Genomic DNA, 14,322 nt, shown 5'->3' with positions numbered 1-14,322 from the left:
TGTGCGGTGCTGGCCTGCGCCGTTCATCGGCACATGGTTGCAGTGCTCGACGACGGTGACGCCCGCACGGTGGCTAGAAGCCGGGATACGCGGATTGTGACGTCCATGTGGATCATCGCCGAGGCGCGCAAGAAACTCAGCGACGTCGATTCCGAAGCCGCGGAACGTATCTATGCCGATCTAGTGGCCACAGATATGCGGCTGCCGCGGGTCGAGAGCTTCATCGGGTGGGCGTACGAAATGGGGCTACTGGAGTGAGGGCTCGGCGATCCACATCTCGCCCACCTCATTGGGCCCGCAAGGCCGCCGAGTCGCCGGATCGACGATCACCACCTGCGCCCGATGCCGCCCACAGCCCACCACCTCGACGGGGAAAGCGCCGCAGCGGCTTTGGCCTCCGACTGGGCTACCGGTTCGGCCGGACTATTCCCCAGCTGCCGTCGCGTCGCTGCGCCAGGCCGCCGACCTCCAGCATCGCCAGCGGCCCGAACACCTGGGCCGGGGCCAGTCCGGATGCGACGGCGATCTGATCGACGGTCACCGTGCCGCGGCCCGGTAGTGCTTCATAAACCTCACCTTGCTCACCTTTCTCAGACGCCTCGCGCTGTTCGGGCCGCACGTGTCAGCCGCGCCGACCAAACCTGCGTAGTCGTAGCGAGTTGGTCACCACGCTGACGGAAGAGAACCCCATCGCCGCGCCCGCGATAACCGGGTTTAGCAGGCCTGCCGCCGCAAGCGGGATCGCCGCCAGGTTGTAGGCGAAGGCCCAGCCCAGGTTCTGATAGATCGTGCGCAGGGTACGGCGCGACAGGTGGATGGCCTGGACGACACCGACCAGCCGGCCGGACATCAGCGTGATGTCCGAGGACTCGATGGCCACGTCGGTGCCCGTGCCGATCGCGATGCCCAGGTCGGCCTGCACCAGCGCGGGGGCGTCGTTGACGCCATCGCCGACCATCGCCACCACCTGCCCTCCGTCCTGTAGGCGGCGAATCTCAGCCGCCTTGTCACCCGGCAACACCTCGGCCAGCACCCGGTCGATGCCCACTTGTCCGGCAATCGCGGCGGCCGCGCGAGCGTTGTCGCCGGTGATCATCGCGACCTGCAACCCCATCGCGTGCAGCTGGCGGATCACGTCGACCGCCTCGTCTTTGACCGTGTCGGCGACACCCAGCAGACCGCAGAGCCGGTCGTCCAGGACGACGTACACGACCGTGCGGGCTTGCGCTTCCAGCTCCGCGGCGCGCGCGGCGAGCAGATCCGGCAACGGCAAAGCGTGCGCAGCAACCAGCTTGGGCCCCCCGACAAGCACACGCCGGCCGTCGATGTGCGCGCGCACGCCGTACCCGGCCAGGCTGGCGAATCCGTTGGCTGCCGGAACTGTGAGCCCCCGCGACGCTGCCGCGGCGATGATCGCCGCCCCGACGGGGTGTTCTGAGCCCGACTCGGCGCCAGCGGCAAGCCGTAGCACCAGATCTGGGTCCTCGCCGGCTGCGGCGACGACGTCGGTGAGCTGCATCCGCCCGTGGGTGAGGGTGCCGGTTTTGTCGAACACCACCGTGTCGATTTTCTTGGAGCCTTCGAGCACTTCGGCACCCTTGACCAGGATGCCGAGGTCCGCGCCCCGGCCGGTGCCGACCATGATCGCGGTGGGAGTGGCCAAGCCCAGCGCGCAGGGGCAAGCCACGATCAGGACTGCCACCGCCGCGGTCATGCCGCCGATCGGGTTTCCGGCCAGCAGCGCCCATGCCGCGAAGGTCGCGAAGGCGATGCCGATGACGGTCGGCACGAATACCGCCGCGACGCGGTCGGCCAGCCGCTGCACCGGGGCTTTGCCGCCCTGGGCCTGCCCGACCAGGCGCACAATCTGCGCCAGCGCGGCGTCGGCGCCGACGGCGGTGGCGCGCACGGTCAGCAGCCCGTCGGTGTTGAGCGTCGCCCCCGCGACGTGGTCATCCACGGTCTTTTCGACGGGGACGGACTCGCCGGTGAGCATCGACTCGTCCACCGCGGCGCGGCCGTCGGTGATGACGCCGTCGACGGGGATCTTCTCCCCGGGCCGCACCCGCACCAGGTCTCCCGCGCCAACCCGGTCGACCGGCACGCGCCGTTCTTCGCCGTCGACGAGCAGCCGGGCTTCCTTTGCGCTCATTTCGAGCAGCTTGCTGAGCGCCGCCGATGCGCTGCCGCGCGCCCTGGCCTCGAAATAGCGGCCCAATGCCACCACCGCGATGATCATCGCGGCGGTGTCGAAGGACAGGCGCCCGCCGGCGAACAGCTCATAGGTTGAGTACAGGAACGCGGTGAGGGTGCCCAGCGCGATGAGCGTGTCCATGTTGGCGCCACGGGCCCGCGCCCGCTGGGTGGCTGCCGTGAGAAACGGCCATCCGGCCACGAACTGGACCGGCACGGTCGCGGCGAACGCGGTCCACCGCGCCCACGGGTGCTCGCCGACGAATGTCGTCAACGCAAACACCAGCAACGCCAATGGCCAGGCCAGCCACAGGCGCCACAGCCAGGTCCGGCGTTCGTGGCTGGCCTGCTGGCTTGGCGAGGGCGGTGTGGCGGTCAGCGGTTCGAGGTGGTAGCCGAGTTGGCCGACTGCGGCCTGCAGCCTGCGGAGGTCTGCTTGGCCCGGCCAGTAGTCGACGTGCGCGCGGCCGGTGGCGAAGTTCACCTGCGCCTCTGCCACGCCCGCCTGTTTGGACAGCATCTTTTTCACGTTGGCTGCGCATGACGCGCAAGACATCCCCCCGACGGTGAAGTCGGCCCGCCGCAACGGGTTTGAGGCGATCTCTCGGTCTGCTCGGGCCGTGTCGCTCATAGCCGCCCCGCTACCGGTGTCTCCCTCTTCTCAGTGGCGACCGGCAACGTCATAGCCCTGGCTTTCGATCAGCCCGATGAGCTGCTCCGCGCCGACGTCGGCGTCGTGCCGGACAGTGACCGACTTGGCGGACACGTCGACCGTGGCGGCGTCAACCCCGGCCGCCTGTGCCAGCGCTGCTTCTATTCTGTTCTTACATGCGGCGCAGCTGATGCCAGGCACCGAGAAAATCGTTGTTGCCATAGCGTCCTCCTGGTAGTCACCTGGATTGATTCGCGGTCGGAACCCAGGGCCGTCGACCGCTCATCGACGTGTCAACGAACTGCCCGAACCATCCTCATGGTGCATCCCGTACCGGTGCTGCGCCGTTGTATTGTCTGCCCGCTGACACTGCCCGGCGCGTCTGTCGAGGGCCCGGTCTCACTTGACCGCGAGCGAAAGCGCGAAGCCGCCTTCGGCATCGGTCCAGCACCGGACCTGACGCAGTCCCGCTGCGGCCAGCTCAGCGGGCACCCCGTCCATGCGGAATTTGTAGGCAACTTCAGTGAGCATCGCTTCGCCCGCGGCGAACTCGACGGTCCAGTCGAGCGCGGCCAACCGCACCCGCTGGCGGCGGTCGGCGCGCAGCCACATCTCCATCCGCTGCTCACCGGCGTTCCAGCGTGCGACGTGCCGAAAGGCGTCGAGATCGAAATCGCCGCAGAACGCCTGGATTTCGATGGCAACGGTAGTCATGTGCGAGCGCGGTCGCGGCCGCCGAGAGCATGTCGGCGTCGACGTCGAACGGCACGTACCGGCGCAGCGATCCGCACTCGTGTAGCGCGTTCAGCAGGATCCGGGTCTTCTCCGATGTCCCGCTGCCCAACTCGACCATGGTGTCGGCCCTGCTCGCCGACGCGACATCGGCGGAGCGGGCCCGCAGGATCTCGGCCTCCGCGCGCGTCGGATAATACTCGGGCAGCCGCGTGATCTGATCGAACAACTCGCTGCCCACCGCATCGTAAAACCACTTGGGCGGCAGCGCCTTCGGCGTCTTTCGCAGACCCGTCATCACATCGCGGCGCAACGCCTCGTGAGCCGAGCCGGCGGCCAGGTGGTTGGACAGCGACAGCGTCATCCCGGTGCCCCGGCGTCCGACGCGGTCGTGACGGCGCCTTGACCGGCATGGTGGTCGGCAGGCGGGAACCGCAGGCGGTGACGCTGTTCACTGGAACCCCGCGAGTCACGCCCGCCCCTGATCTGGACAAGGTGGCGGCGACCAGTTGGGTGCGCCAGCTGCGCGACGCTCGCTGCGATACCGTGCTCGATCACCCGGTCGGAGAACTCGTCAGCCGCGCAGCGGCCCTGTTCGACATTGCAGACCAATCGGCTCATCGTGTCGGCGAGTTGCGCGGGTGCCCGCTCGGCGGCGGCGGCCACACACCGGTTGGCCGCTGTGTACAGGCGCCGGTCACCCAGGCCGAGGCGGGCCGCGGTGTCCCAGGCCGTAGCGACCGGCTCGACGGCCTCCGCGGCGATGTCGGCGGCAACCGGATCGTCGAGCAGTGTCGTCAGCGTGAACACCACAGCCGGCCAGATCGCGTCGGGCACCGCGTCCAGGTAGCGGATTTCCAGCCAGCCGCGCGGGCGCACCGGCGGGAACAGCGTGCTCAGGTGATACTCCAGGTCGGCGATGCTCGGGCGACGCCCACCCAGCAAGACCCGCCCGTCGGCCCAGTCGGCGAACGGCACACGCTGCGTCACCGGCACCGAAGTCGAGTGCTGCCGCACCAGCATCACCGGTGCCCTCAGTGCGTAGCGGGCCCAATCGGTGGCGGGGTCCACGCCGCCGGCGGCCAGGATCGGTCCGCAGCGCGCGGAGTCCAGCTGACTCCACACCCGCTGGCGCGTTGACACCCACCCGGAGAACTTGCCGCCCAGCAGGGGGGAGTTGGCCGCAATCGCTATCATCGTCGGCCCCAGGGCATGCGCCAGCGCTACCCGAGCTGGCCAGCCCGCCCGCGGCCCCGCGTCCAGATTGACCTGGATCGATGCCGTCGACGTCATCATCGCCGCCCCCGCAGCCCCGGTCCCGGTGGCGGCGAAGAACTGTTCCATCGCGCCGTAGCGTGCGCCGGGGTTCACCCGCATCGCCGGCCGCAGCGGGTCTGTGCCCAGCAACACCAGCCCCAGCCCGGCGTCGGCAACGACCGACCGCACGATCGTCTGGTCGCGGCTGATCGCCTCGACGGCGGCCGCGGCGCTGTTGGCCGGCGGGCCCGATAGCTCGACCGCACCGCCGGGTTCCACGCTCACCGCGCTGCCACCGGGCAGGTCCGGCAGCCGGTCGAGCACCTGGCCGATTTCGGCCCAGCTCGGCCGGCGGCGCGGGTCGCGTGGGTCGAAACAATGCGCCTCGACCTCCAGGCCGACCCGACCCGCTGCCCGATCAACCAGACAGCTGTCGGCGATGTAGTGCGCGGCAGCCGATGCGCTACCCAGCGCCTCGACGTCGTCGGTGTCCGGCGGCTGCGCCTCTAACGCCATCGCGATGATCCCTCCCTGTCGCCAACAGCGACTTTTCGTCGCAGCAGTAGTTCGTTGCAGCAGTAGATCGGGTTGGCCCGCACATTCGGCCAGGCAATGTCGGCCAGCTGACACACTCGCGATGGCACGTTGTGGCGTTGCGTGAGCCCAGAGCCGCCCGGCGGAGCATCCCAGGGCAACTGCCTACGACCAGCCCCGCGGTGCCGTGGTGGGATAGCCTTACGTGCTCAGACCACAGTGATGCTGTCAGCGCGCTGACAAACCGCTTGTCATGGCTGCCGCGTCAGTGCTGTCTAGGTCCGGAGCTTATGGGCCAGGGGGGATCGACGGGGGGATCGACAGCGTGAGCCGTGCGCGAATGTCGCCGGTGGTGATGGTGGGCATCATCGCGGTAAGTTTTGGGTTAATCGAGGGCTACGCGCTGTCTAACGTTGCGGGTGCGCTGCTCTACATCACCGATGAGTTCAACCTGTCGACCGGCCGGCAGGAGATGGTGGCGGCCGCCCTGGCAATCGGGGAGATCCCCGGGGCGGTTGGGGGCGGCGTGCTCGCCGACGCGATCGGACGAAAAAAGGCGATGCTGCTCGCGACGATCGGCTACGCGGCGTTCGCGGTCCTCAGCGCGGCAGCGGTGTCGCTGCCGCTGCTGCTGACGGCCCGACTGCTGCTGGGCGTCGCCATCGGGGTGTCGGTGGTGGTGGTGCCGGTTTTCGTCGCTGAGAGCGTGCCCGCCCGGGTACGCGGTTCGTTGCTGGTCGCCTACCAGCTCGGCACGGTGGTCGGCATCATCGTCGGCTATCTGGTCGCCTACCTGCTGGCGGATTCGCACAGCTGGCGCTGGATGCTTGGGCTGGCCGCCGCACCCGCCGTGTTGATCATGTTGTTGTTGCAGCAGATATCCGATACGCCGCGCTGGTACGTCCTCACGGGCCAGGTGGACAAGGCACGCCAGTCGCTGTGTTTGTCAGAGTCGGAGTCCGATGTCGAGAAGGAGCTCGCCGCGATTGCCGGCGCGTTCGGCCAAGAAAGCACAGGGTCGCTGGCCGAGATGATACGGCGGCCCTATGCGCGGGCCACTGTTTTCGTGGTGGTGTTCGGCTTCTTCGTCCAGGCCACCGGCATCAACGCGATCACGTTCTACAGCCCCCGACTGTTCGAGGCGATGGGCTTGCGGGGCAATTTCGCATTGTTGTTGCTGCCGGCGCTGGTGCAGACCGCCGGCTTGGTCGCGGCGGCCGTCGCACTGGTCATGGTGGACCGGCAGGGTCGCCGCATCATCTTGCTGGCTGGCATCGCTGTGATGATTGCGGCCAACGCCGTTCTGATCGGCGCTTTCGTCCTGAGCTCAGACTTCGCCGATGCGCTCACCGTATTCGCGTTCATCGGTGTTCTCTTGTTCACAGTCGGATACAACGTCGGATTCGGCACGGTGGCATCGGTGTACGCGGGGGAATGCTTCCCGCCGCGGCTGCGGCCGATCGGATCCAGCGCAATGCTCACCTCCAACTTGGTGGCCAGCGCCGTCGTGACCGCCCTCTTTCTCACGATCCTCGACGGGTTCGGCGGTGCGGTGACATTCACTGTGCTCGGCACCCTGGCAGCCGCCGCGTTCGCCTTCGTTTACCGGTACGCCCCGGAAACCAAAGGCCAACAGCTGGAGGACATCCGGCACTTCTGGGAGAACGGTGGCACGTGGCAGCCCGAACACCACGACGACCGCGGGTACCGTCGTGCCCTAGAGCCCCAACCCAGTAGCGACTGACTGCGATCGCAGTTCAACGCACACCGGTCACCGCTGATAATTGGGATCGGACATACCGTCGCCCTGCTCCGAATACAGGTATGGGTCCAGATCCTGTTGCACCGCACAGTGGGCCTGCGGCGTATCGAAAGCCATGACGATGCTGACTCGGTCATCGCGGCCTTCGACCGCACGAACACTGTGCAGGCAGCGGTCGCCTTGCATGACGAGCATCAGCCCGGCACGTGGCGCAACGGCCATCGCACATCCGAACCGGTCTGTCAGCCTTTGATTTTGCAGCAAAGCGTCGAGCAAGCGCTGTGCGCGTGTGTGTTTCCACTGTCCTAAATGGATGCGGTGGTTAGGGTACATTTCGGTTTCGCCAGCGGCGACCTGGTTCAGATATAGAACAGCGGTGACGGCGTTACGGTCATAGTGCCAGCGATACTCGCCGCCTGGCTGCACGATGTTGACATTCACTCCGGCGGCGCGATTAGTCAAAGGCGTCAGGTCGAGCCCCGACATCCGTTGCACGAGTTGCCCTGTCCGCCGGTAGATCTCGACAATCTCGGGGAAGGATTCGTGGATCCGCTCGCCGTCGATCACCTGGTACCGCAGTGACCGCCCGGGCCGATCCCGGTGAATGGTCGGGATCGCATGGATAGATTGATACAGCTCGATCTCCTGGAGCAGTTGGCGGCAATTTTCGTGTGTGATGAAATCGCTTACCAACTCGATGCCCTGCGAAATCAGCATCAGCGCGCTACGACCCGACGTTATTGGTCGGCCCAGAAAAATGGGTTGTGCGGCTGGTGATGGCTCGGTTGTCGACAGCGCCGATAGCGACGGCGCCTGGTTCCCGTCCGCGTGGGGTGAAGCCGCCTTGAGTCACAGCTCATTATATGTCGGCGTCGCCGTCGGCAAATCACATGGTCCACTGAAAGTTCACCTGACCGCCGAGGACCATCGCGGTGACGACGACACCCGCAACAGCACCGTCGCGCGAACATTGACCATCGCGCCGTAGCAGCCGAAACGGTCCCGGGTGCAACCATGTCAGGGGCGTGTCATGCGCTACCCCGACTCCTCACGATCCCGGGCGCGGGTCACAGTCATCGCGTCAATGCCGGTAGCGATGCGGGGCTTGGTTGCTGTTGGGTGTCGCGGCCGAAGCGGCGTAGCCGCAGCGAGTTGGTCACCACGCTGACCGAGGAAAACCCCATTGCGGCGCCGGCAATGACGGGGTTGAGCAGGCCGAGCGCGGCAAGGGGGATGGCGGCGGTGTTGTAGCCGAAGGCCCAGCCCAGATTCTGATAAATCGTGCGCAGGGTCTGCCTGGACAGCTCGATGGCCTGCACGACGCCGTCGAGGCGGCCCGACATCAGGGTGATGTCGGAGGCCTCGATGGCCACGTCGGTGCCGGTGCCGATCGCGATGCCCAGATCGGCCTGCACCAGGGCGGGGGCGTCGTTGACGCCGTCGCCCACCATCGCAACCACCCGGCCCTCGTCCTGCAGTGCCTGAATGGCGGTGACCTTGTCTGCGGGTAACACCTCGGCCAGCACCCGGTCGATGCCGACCTGCGCCGCGATCGCGGCTGCGGTGCGGGAGTTGTCGCCGGTGATCATGGCCACGTCTAGCCCCATGGCGCGCAGTCGACCGACCACTGCGGCGGCGTCGTCTTTGACCGTGTCGGCCACCGCGAGCACACCCACCACGAGGCCGTCGCGTCCCACGAACACCGCGGTGCGGCCCTGTTCTTCGAGCTCCAGCGCCGCTGCAGCCAGGTGTTCGGGCAGGTCCAGATCGTGTTCGTCGATGAGCTTGCGCCGCCCGACCAGAACGGGCTGGCCGTCGATCACGGCGCGCACCCCGTGGCCGGCCAAGTTGGCGAACGCCGTGGCGGCCGGAATCTGCAGGCCGCGCTCGCGGGCACCGGCGACGATGGCCGCGCCGATGGGGTGTTCAGAGCCCGACTCGACCGCGGCGGCGATCCGCAGCACATGGTTGGGCTGGCGCCCCTTGTCGACGATCACGTCGGTGAGCCGCATCTGGGCGCGGGTCAGGGTGCCGGTCTTGTCGAACACCACGGTGTCGACCTTCTTGGAGGCTTCCAGCACCTCACCGCCCTTGACCAGGATCCCCATGTCGGCACCCCGGCCGGTGCCGACCGTGATCGCGGTGGGGGTGGCCAGGCCCAGCGCACAGGGGCAGGCGATGATCAGCACCGCCACCGCGGCGGTCATGCCGGCGACCGGGTTGGCGGCCAGCAGCGTCCAGCCGGCAAACGTCGCGGCGGCCACCGCTACCACGGCGGGCACGAACACCGCCGAAACCCGGTCGGCCAACCGCTGCACGGGGGCCTTGCCGCCCTGGGCTTGCTCGACCAGGCGGACGATCTGGGCCAACGCGGTGTCGGCCCCGACGGCGGTGGCGCGCACGGTCAGCACTCCGTCGACGTTGACTGTTGCCCCGGCTACCTGGTCACCGACCGCTTTTTCGACCGGGACCGACTCGCCGGTCAGCATCGACTCGTCGACGGCGGCGCGCCCATCGGTGACCTGCCCGTCGACCGGGATCTTCTCGCCCGGTCGCACCCGCACCAGATCTCCGACCTGCACCCGGTCGACCGGGACCAGCAGCTCCTGTCCATCGACGAGTAGGCAGGCTTCCTTGGCGCCCATCTCGAGCAACTTGCTGATCGCCTCGGACGTCTTGCCGGTGGCGGTGGCCTCGAAGTAGCGGCCCAGCACCACGAACGCGATGATCAACGCCGCGGTGTCGAAAAACAGTGCGCCACCGGCAAACAACTCGTAGGCCGAGTAGACGAACGCGGTTAATGTGCCCAGCGTGATCAGCGTGTCCATGTTGGCGGTCCGTGCCCGCGCCTGCTGGATCGCTCCCGTGAGGAACGGCCACCCGGCCACGAACTGCACCGGAATGGTTGCGGCGAAGGCCAACCACCGTGCCCACGGGTAGGCGCCGAAAATCATCGTCAAGCCTGACACCAGCAGACCCAATGGAAGGGCCAGCCACAGCCGCCGCAGCCAGGTGCGGCGCTGGCGCCGGTTGTCTTCGCGCGCCGACACCTGCCCGCAGCCACCGCCACTCTCGGCCTGCGGCGGGTGGCCCTGCGCGCCGCGGCGCAGGCCGAACAACGCCAGCCCGATCCCACTGGCAATTCGTCGCACCACACCGGTGTGAGGCACCTGCGCCGAGTGGGGAGCACGCGCAGGTACAGATTCTGCGGGTACGTACCGGGCATCGGCGATCGCCGCCAGAACTGCGTCGGTGTCGCAGCTTTGCGGCGAATACATGACCACCACCGATGCCGTACGCGGATAGGCGTACACCGCGCACACGCCGGTCACCGTGGCGACCGTGTCCTCGATCGCGACGGCCCGCACCGCGTCAAAGCGAAACCCGGTGGCGTGCACCCGCATCCGGCCGGACGCGTCGGAGATGACCTTCAGCGCCACCTCGCCACCGGCGATTGTGTCAGTGGTCATCGGTGTTGCCTGAGTCCGGCACCGGTGAGACGTCGTCCCCGATGCGTTCTTTGGCCTCGGCGAGCACGTCGGCGGCGCTCAGTCGAGCCCGCTCAGCGCTTTCGCCGGCCCTGCGCTCGGCCTCGCGGCCAACGCGGATACCCCAGGCGGTCACGGTAACGGTCGCCGAGCGCATCGGCATTTTCGCCACGCCTCTGCGTATCGCCTCATATGCCGCGACCCCCACCGCTCCGGTCACCACGGTGGGCACCGCTTTGGCCATGAATCCGTTCAACACCAACATGTCAACGTTCCCTTCGATCTTCTCGCCCCGAAATCCGGTGGCCTGTCATCGCTCTTTATCTCCGGCTGCCCGCAGTCGCCGGTTCTTGTTCGCCAGGCTCACCGACAGCGGCACCGCCGAGCTGGGCCTGCGGCCCCGTCAAGGCCGGAGTGAACTTGACGGCATCAATCAGCTCCTCGATAGCCGCGTGCCCCCGGCCATCGAGCACCGCCGAGGAAAAACACGTCTCCAAGTGGTTGTGCAACATCACCCGGTTGGCGCGCTCCAGCGAAGACTGCACCGCTGAGATCTGCTTCATCACATCGACGCAGTACGCGTCGGACTCCAGCATCCGAATGATCCCGTCAAGATGGCCGCGAACGGTCTTGAGCCGATTCAGCGCCGCAGTCTTTTTCGCCGTCAAGTCCTCGCCCGTCACTGCCTCACACTCCCGTCGACGCCGAAACTCCACTCACTATACCCCACCCCACCCGGGGTGGGGTAGCTGGCGCTCGTCGTATTCTGGACAGCGTCGAGGGGAGTGGCCTACATGGACAACGGCCAAAGACGTGGGCGGGCGTGGACTGACATCTGGTTGCCGGCCTGGCTGCTGTGTGTGGCCGGTGTGTGCTGGTGGTGGTCGGTGGTGAGCGCCGCGAGCATGAGCGGCGACGCGATGCCGATGGACGCCCAATCCGCGATGTCGTTGGCCCCGTTTCTGATCGACTGGGTGGCCATGATGGCCGCGATGATGCTTCCCGCGGTTTTGCCCGTGGTGGGCCGGTATGCGCGCAGCACGGGTGGCAAACCCGCCGCGGCGGCCGTCTTCGTTGTCGGCTACCTGGTCGTGTGGAGTGTGGTGGGTATCCCGGCCTTTGTGGTGTCGACCTACCTCAACTCGGTGACACACAGCGTCTCGTGGGTGGGGCGCGTCGCCGGCGCGGTGGCGCTACTTGCGGGATTGCATCAGCTCAGCCCAATCAAGGCGCGGTGTCTGCGGCACTGCAGCTGGCCCGTTTCCTCGTCCGGCGATTCAGGCAGCAACCCTCACAGCGCCGTTGCGGCAATTGTTGCCGGCGGCCGCTACGGCATCTCTTGTCTCGGTTCCTGTTGGCTGCTGATGGTGGTGCTGATCGCCTTTGGCACAATGCAATTGGCGTGGATGCTGGCGCTCTCCGTGGTGATCTGGCTGGAAAGGGTAGCCCCGTTCGGTGATCCGCTTCGCCGTCTGAGCGCCGCGATGCTGATAGTGCTCGGTGTTGCGCTACTGGTGCATCCCGGATTTTTCCCCCACCTCGTCTCCTGAGGTCGCCCCCGCTCATCTCGTAGGACATCCTTCGGCCGCACATGAGGCCCAAAGCTACGTATCGAGCGCGCGGATCAGCAGGTCTTTGATTTCGGACTGGCCGTCTGCAAGCGATCGCACCCGCGCGTTTGTGTCAGCCACCTGGGTTTTGAGGTCAGCTACGTCGGACTTGAGCTCTCGCTGCCCATTTGCCGATTCGCGTTGGTTGGCACCGAGGGCGTTCACGGCGGCGAGCACGGCCCGGTAGTCCGCCTGGCTGGCCTCCAGCGCCGCAACTCGGGCCTCGAGGTCCTCCAGCGTTGCCATCGACTTATCGTATCTTGCACGCGGCTCGCAGATGCTCGGTGTCCGTAGGCATGACGGCGATGTGAGTTACGTCAGCGATTGTCCGCCGTCGATTTTGAGGGTGACGCCGGTGAGGAAGGTGGTGGTCATCGCGCAGGTGGCGGCTTGTGCGATTTCGTCGACGGTTCCGATGCGTGCTGCTGGATTGTCGCGACTGAGGTCGCTAGCCGTTCAGTAATTGCAGGGCGCTCGTGGCGAAAGTGGCCGGGTCTTCGATCTGCGGATAGTGGCCCAGCCCGGGTAGCTCGATCACAGGCGCGGCCGGGCGCAGTTCCCGCAGCCCGTCGAGCACGTTGGTGGTCGCGACCGGGTCGTCGAGGCCCCATAGAAATCCGAGCGGTTTCGGCCAGTCACGCACCGCACCATGCCAGCGGGATGCGTACCGTTCGCGTTCGTCGAGGTAGGAGATCAGCAGATGAAGGATGCGATGACCGTCGTTGTGCGACAGCAGCGCCCATTGCGCGGCGGACTCTTCCGCGGACAGCGGATGGCCCGCGCTGAACAGCTGTGCGAAGCCCGGGAGAAACATGCGCCGGTTCACCAGCCGCGCCACCACCGGGCCGAACCGACCGCGGAGCGCGTTCTGGATCGGACGCAGGCTGGCCCGCGCCAAGATCACGCTGCCGTTCGACAATACGGCACGCTGCAGGTCAAATCCCAAGCTGCCCTTTAGGTCTCGAGCCAGCAGCTCGGTAGTCACCGACGTGCCCATGTCGTGCGCGATCACCACCACTGGACCGGTGACGGTGTCGGCGATCACGGCCTCCACCAGGTCGGCCTGTTCCAGCAGACTGTAGCGGTGCGGTCGCGGCTTGTCCGAGAGGCCAAAGCCCAGAAAGTCCATGGCCACCCACGCGCGCCCGGCCAGGTGCGGGACCACCGTTCGGAAGTCGAAGGAGCTGGACGGGTAGCCGTGCAATAGCAGCACCGTCGGGCCCACACCGGCCGCCGATCGGACGAACACCGATCCCACGTCCGTCGCCAGCCAGCGTCCATCGTCACGCCAGTCGCACACACTCGTCGGCATCATCCGACCGAAGGTATCACCGCCCGGCAGGCGACGGCCTCGGGCGCGATCTTCGTGTCGTCGGGGCCAGCGCTAGACCGGTGACCCTGCTGCTCGGAAATCGGTCCCGGGACATCGGCGTCGACACCGTCCAGCCGGCTTGCCTACCAACTGCACAAGCCGGGTCAGCGGTACTCGGGATTAGCAAAATCGAACCGCGATCCAGCGTCCCATTGTGCGCGTTGATTGCCGTAGGCGGGAATTCCGCCGGCCGCGCGCAGCAGCGATGCGATGTGCATCAAGTTGTACGTCATGAAAGTGGTGTTGCGGTTGGTGAAATCGTTTTCTGGACCTCCGGAACCTTCGTCGAGGTATGACGGTCCCGGGCCCGCCGGTCCTACCCAGCCGGCATCCGCTTGGGGCGGAATCACGAAACCCAAGTGTTGCAAGCTGTAGAGAATGTTCATCGCGCAGTGCTTGATGCCGTCTTCGTTGCCGGTGATCAGGCAGCCGGCAGCACGGCCGTAGTAGGCGTACTGACCGGCGGCATTGAGGTTTCCAGAGCATGCGTACAAACGCTCGATCACGGTCCGCATCACCGAGCTGTTGTCCCCGAGCCAGATCGGGCCGGCCAAAACCAGAATGTCGGCAGCCATGATGCGTTCGTAGTGTGCCGGCCAATCGTCGCTGGCCCAGCCGTGCTCGGTCATGTCGGGATAGACACCGGTGGCGATGTCATGATCGACAGCTCGGATGTGATCGACCGCGACTCCGTGTCTGGCCATCAACGAAGCGCTGGCGTC

The 14,322-nt window shown here is 66.9% G+C and carries 14 protein-coding genes and 2 pseudogenes; 4 read left to right on the top strand and 12 right to left on the bottom strand.

From position 1 onward, the window contains the following. The coding region (locus ABDV69_RS17885) for a hypothetical protein (RefSeq protein ID WP_343576757.1) at window positions 1-258 on the top strand (258 nt) is incomplete at its 5' end. Between the two features lie 148 nt (window positions 259-406). Here ABDV69_RS17885 and ABDV69_RS17880 read toward each other — a convergent pair. The 5 genes and pseudogenes from ABDV69_RS17880 to egtA all read right to left on the bottom strand — a co-directional run. Next, window positions 407-619 (bottom strand): hypothetical protein, encoded by a 213-nt coding sequence (locus ABDV69_RS17880; protein ID WP_343576756.1) that lies wholly within the window; start codon window positions 617-619, stop codon window positions 407-409. 3 nt (window positions 620-622) lie between these two features. Next, window positions 623-2,824, bottom strand: a complete 2,202-nt coding sequence (locus tag ABDV69_RS17875) for a heavy metal translocating P-type ATPase (RefSeq protein WP_343576755.1) — start codon at window positions 2,822-2,824, stop codon at window positions 623-625. Window positions 2,825-2,854: 30 nt separating this feature from the next. Next, window positions 2,855-3,067: a heavy metal-associated domain-containing protein gene (locus tag ABDV69_RS17870; RefSeq protein ID WP_343576753.1), complete on the bottom strand. Its 213-nt coding sequence runs from the start codon at window positions 3,065-3,067 to the stop codon at window positions 2,855-2,857. Window positions 3,068-3,244: 177 nt separating this feature from the next. Further along, window positions 3,245-3,941: pseudogene (locus tag ABDV69_RS17865) on the bottom strand (L-histidine N(alpha)-methyltransferase). Between the two features lie 164 nt (window positions 3,942-4,105). Then, window positions 4,106-5,350: pseudogene (egtA, locus tag ABDV69_RS17860) on the bottom strand (ergothioneine biosynthesis glutamate--cysteine ligase EgtA); the annotation flags it as partial. A gap of 358 nt (window positions 5,351-5,708) precedes the next feature. Between egtA and ABDV69_RS17855 the strand changes: the two are divergent. After that, window positions 5,709-7,112 (top strand): sugar porter family MFS transporter, encoded by a 1,404-nt coding sequence (locus ABDV69_RS17855; RefSeq protein ID WP_343576764.1) that lies wholly within the window; start codon window positions 5,709-5,711, stop codon window positions 7,110-7,112. A gap of 27 nt (window positions 7,113-7,139) precedes the next feature. On the opposite strand, the gene ABDV69_RS17850 is transcribed toward ABDV69_RS17855, so the two are convergent. Further along, entirely contained in the window at window positions 7,140-7,847 is a 708-nt protein-coding gene (locus ABDV69_RS17850; RefSeq protein ID WP_343576751.1) for a 2OG-Fe(II) oxygenase, read from the bottom strand. On the opposite strand from ABDV69_RS17850, the gene ABDV69_RS17845 reads away from it, so the two are divergent. After that, a complete protein-coding gene (locus tag ABDV69_RS17845; protein ID WP_343576750.1) occupies window positions 7,828-8,118 on the top strand; it encodes a hypothetical protein in 291 nt (96 codons plus the stop codon). The two genes, ABDV69_RS17850 and ABDV69_RS17845, sit on opposite strands and share 20 nt — an antisense overlap. Window positions 8,119-8,203: 85 nt before the next feature. On the opposite strand, the gene ABDV69_RS17840 is transcribed toward ABDV69_RS17845, so the two are convergent. From ABDV69_RS17840 to csoR, 3 genes are read right to left on the bottom strand one after another with little or no spacing between them, the layout of a single operon-like run. Beyond that, window positions 8,204-10,534 carry a copper-translocating P-type ATPase gene (locus ABDV69_RS17840; RefSeq protein ID WP_343576762.1) on the bottom strand — a complete coding sequence of 777 codons (2,331 nt, stop codon included), beginning with the start codon at window positions 10,532-10,534 and terminating at the stop codon, window positions 8,204-8,206. 55 nt (window positions 10,535-10,589) lie between these two features. Beyond that, the gene (locus tag ABDV69_RS17835; RefSeq protein WP_343576759.1) at window positions 10,590-10,880 is read right to left on the bottom strand and encodes a DUF1490 family protein; all 291 of its coding nucleotides are present in this window, start codon (window positions 10,878-10,880) and stop codon (window positions 10,590-10,592) included. A gap of 58 nt (window positions 10,881-10,938) precedes the next feature. Continuing rightward, window positions 10,939-11,301, bottom strand: coding sequence for a copper-sensing transcriptional repressor CsoR (csoR, locus tag ABDV69_RS17830; RefSeq protein WP_343576749.1), 363 nt, complete (start codon window positions 11,299-11,301; stop codon window positions 10,939-10,941). 111 nt (window positions 11,302-11,412) lie between these two features. Between csoR and ABDV69_RS17825 the strand changes: the two genes are divergently transcribed. Continuing rightward, window positions 11,413-12,168: a DUF2182 domain-containing protein gene (locus tag ABDV69_RS17825; protein ID WP_343576746.1), complete on the top strand. Its 756-nt coding sequence runs from the start codon at window positions 11,413-11,415 to the stop codon at window positions 12,166-12,168. Between the two features lie 54 nt (window positions 12,169-12,222). Here ABDV69_RS17825 and ABDV69_RS17820 read toward each other — a convergent pair whose 3' ends face one another. From ABDV69_RS17820 to ABDV69_RS17810, 3 genes are all read right to left on the bottom strand, one after another. Continuing rightward, window positions 12,223-12,474: a hypothetical protein gene (locus ABDV69_RS17820; protein WP_343576744.1), complete on the bottom strand. Its 252-nt coding sequence runs from the start codon at window positions 12,472-12,474 to the stop codon at window positions 12,223-12,225. Window positions 12,475-12,676: 202 nt separating this feature from the next. Further along, window positions 12,677-13,543: an alpha/beta hydrolase gene (locus ABDV69_RS17815; protein ID WP_343576743.1), complete on the bottom strand. Its 867-nt coding sequence runs from the start codon at window positions 13,541-13,543 to the stop codon at window positions 12,677-12,679. A 161-nt stretch (window positions 13,544-13,704) separates the two neighbouring features. Then, window positions 13,705-14,322, bottom strand: a 618-nt coding sequence (locus tag ABDV69_RS17810) for a flavodoxin family protein (RefSeq protein ID WP_343576741.1), incomplete at its 5' end; no start/stop codon positions are given.

Source organism: Mycobacterium sp. (genome assembly GCF_039583785.1).
Classification (GTDB): Bacteria; Actinomycetota; Actinomycetes; order Mycobacteriales; family Mycobacteriaceae; genus Mycobacterium.
Note: the sequence above shows the minus strand (reverse complement) of the source record. Positions and strands in the feature narration are given on the sequence as shown.

Coding starts and splice junctions, on each gene's coding strand:
- ABDV69_RS17875 (WP_343576755.1), bottom strand. CDS start 2,824: ATGAGCGACACGGCCCGAGCAGACCGAGAGATCGCCTCAAACCCGTTG.
- ABDV69_RS17870 (WP_343576753.1), bottom strand. CDS start 3,067: ATGGCAACAACGATTTTCTCGGTGCCTGGCATCAGCTGCGCCGCATGT.
- ABDV69_RS17855 (WP_343576764.1), top strand. CDS start 5,709: ATGTCGCCGGTGGTGATGGTGGGCATCATCGCGGTAAGTTTTGGGTTA.
- ABDV69_RS17845 (WP_343576750.1), top strand. CDS start 7,828: ATGCCCTGCGAAATCAGCATCAGCGCGCTACGACCCGACGTTATTGGT.
- ABDV69_RS17850 (WP_343576751.1), bottom strand. CDS start 7,847: ATGCTGATTTCGCAGGGCATCGAGTTGGTAAGCGATTTCATCACACAC.
- ABDV69_RS17840 (WP_343576762.1), bottom strand. CDS start 10,534: ATGCGGGTGCACGCCACCGGGTTTCGCTTTGACGCGGTGCGGGCCGTC.
- ABDV69_RS17825 (WP_343576746.1), top strand. CDS start 11,413: ATGGACAACGGCCAAAGACGTGGGCGGGCGTGGACTGACATCTGGTTG.
- ABDV69_RS17820 (WP_343576744.1), bottom strand. CDS start 12,474: ATGGCAACGCTGGAGGACCTCGAGGCCCGAGTTGCGGCGCTGGAGGCC.
- ABDV69_RS17815 (WP_343576743.1), bottom strand. CDS start 13,543: ATGATGCCGACGAGTGTGTGCGACTGGCGTGACGATGGACGCTGGCTG.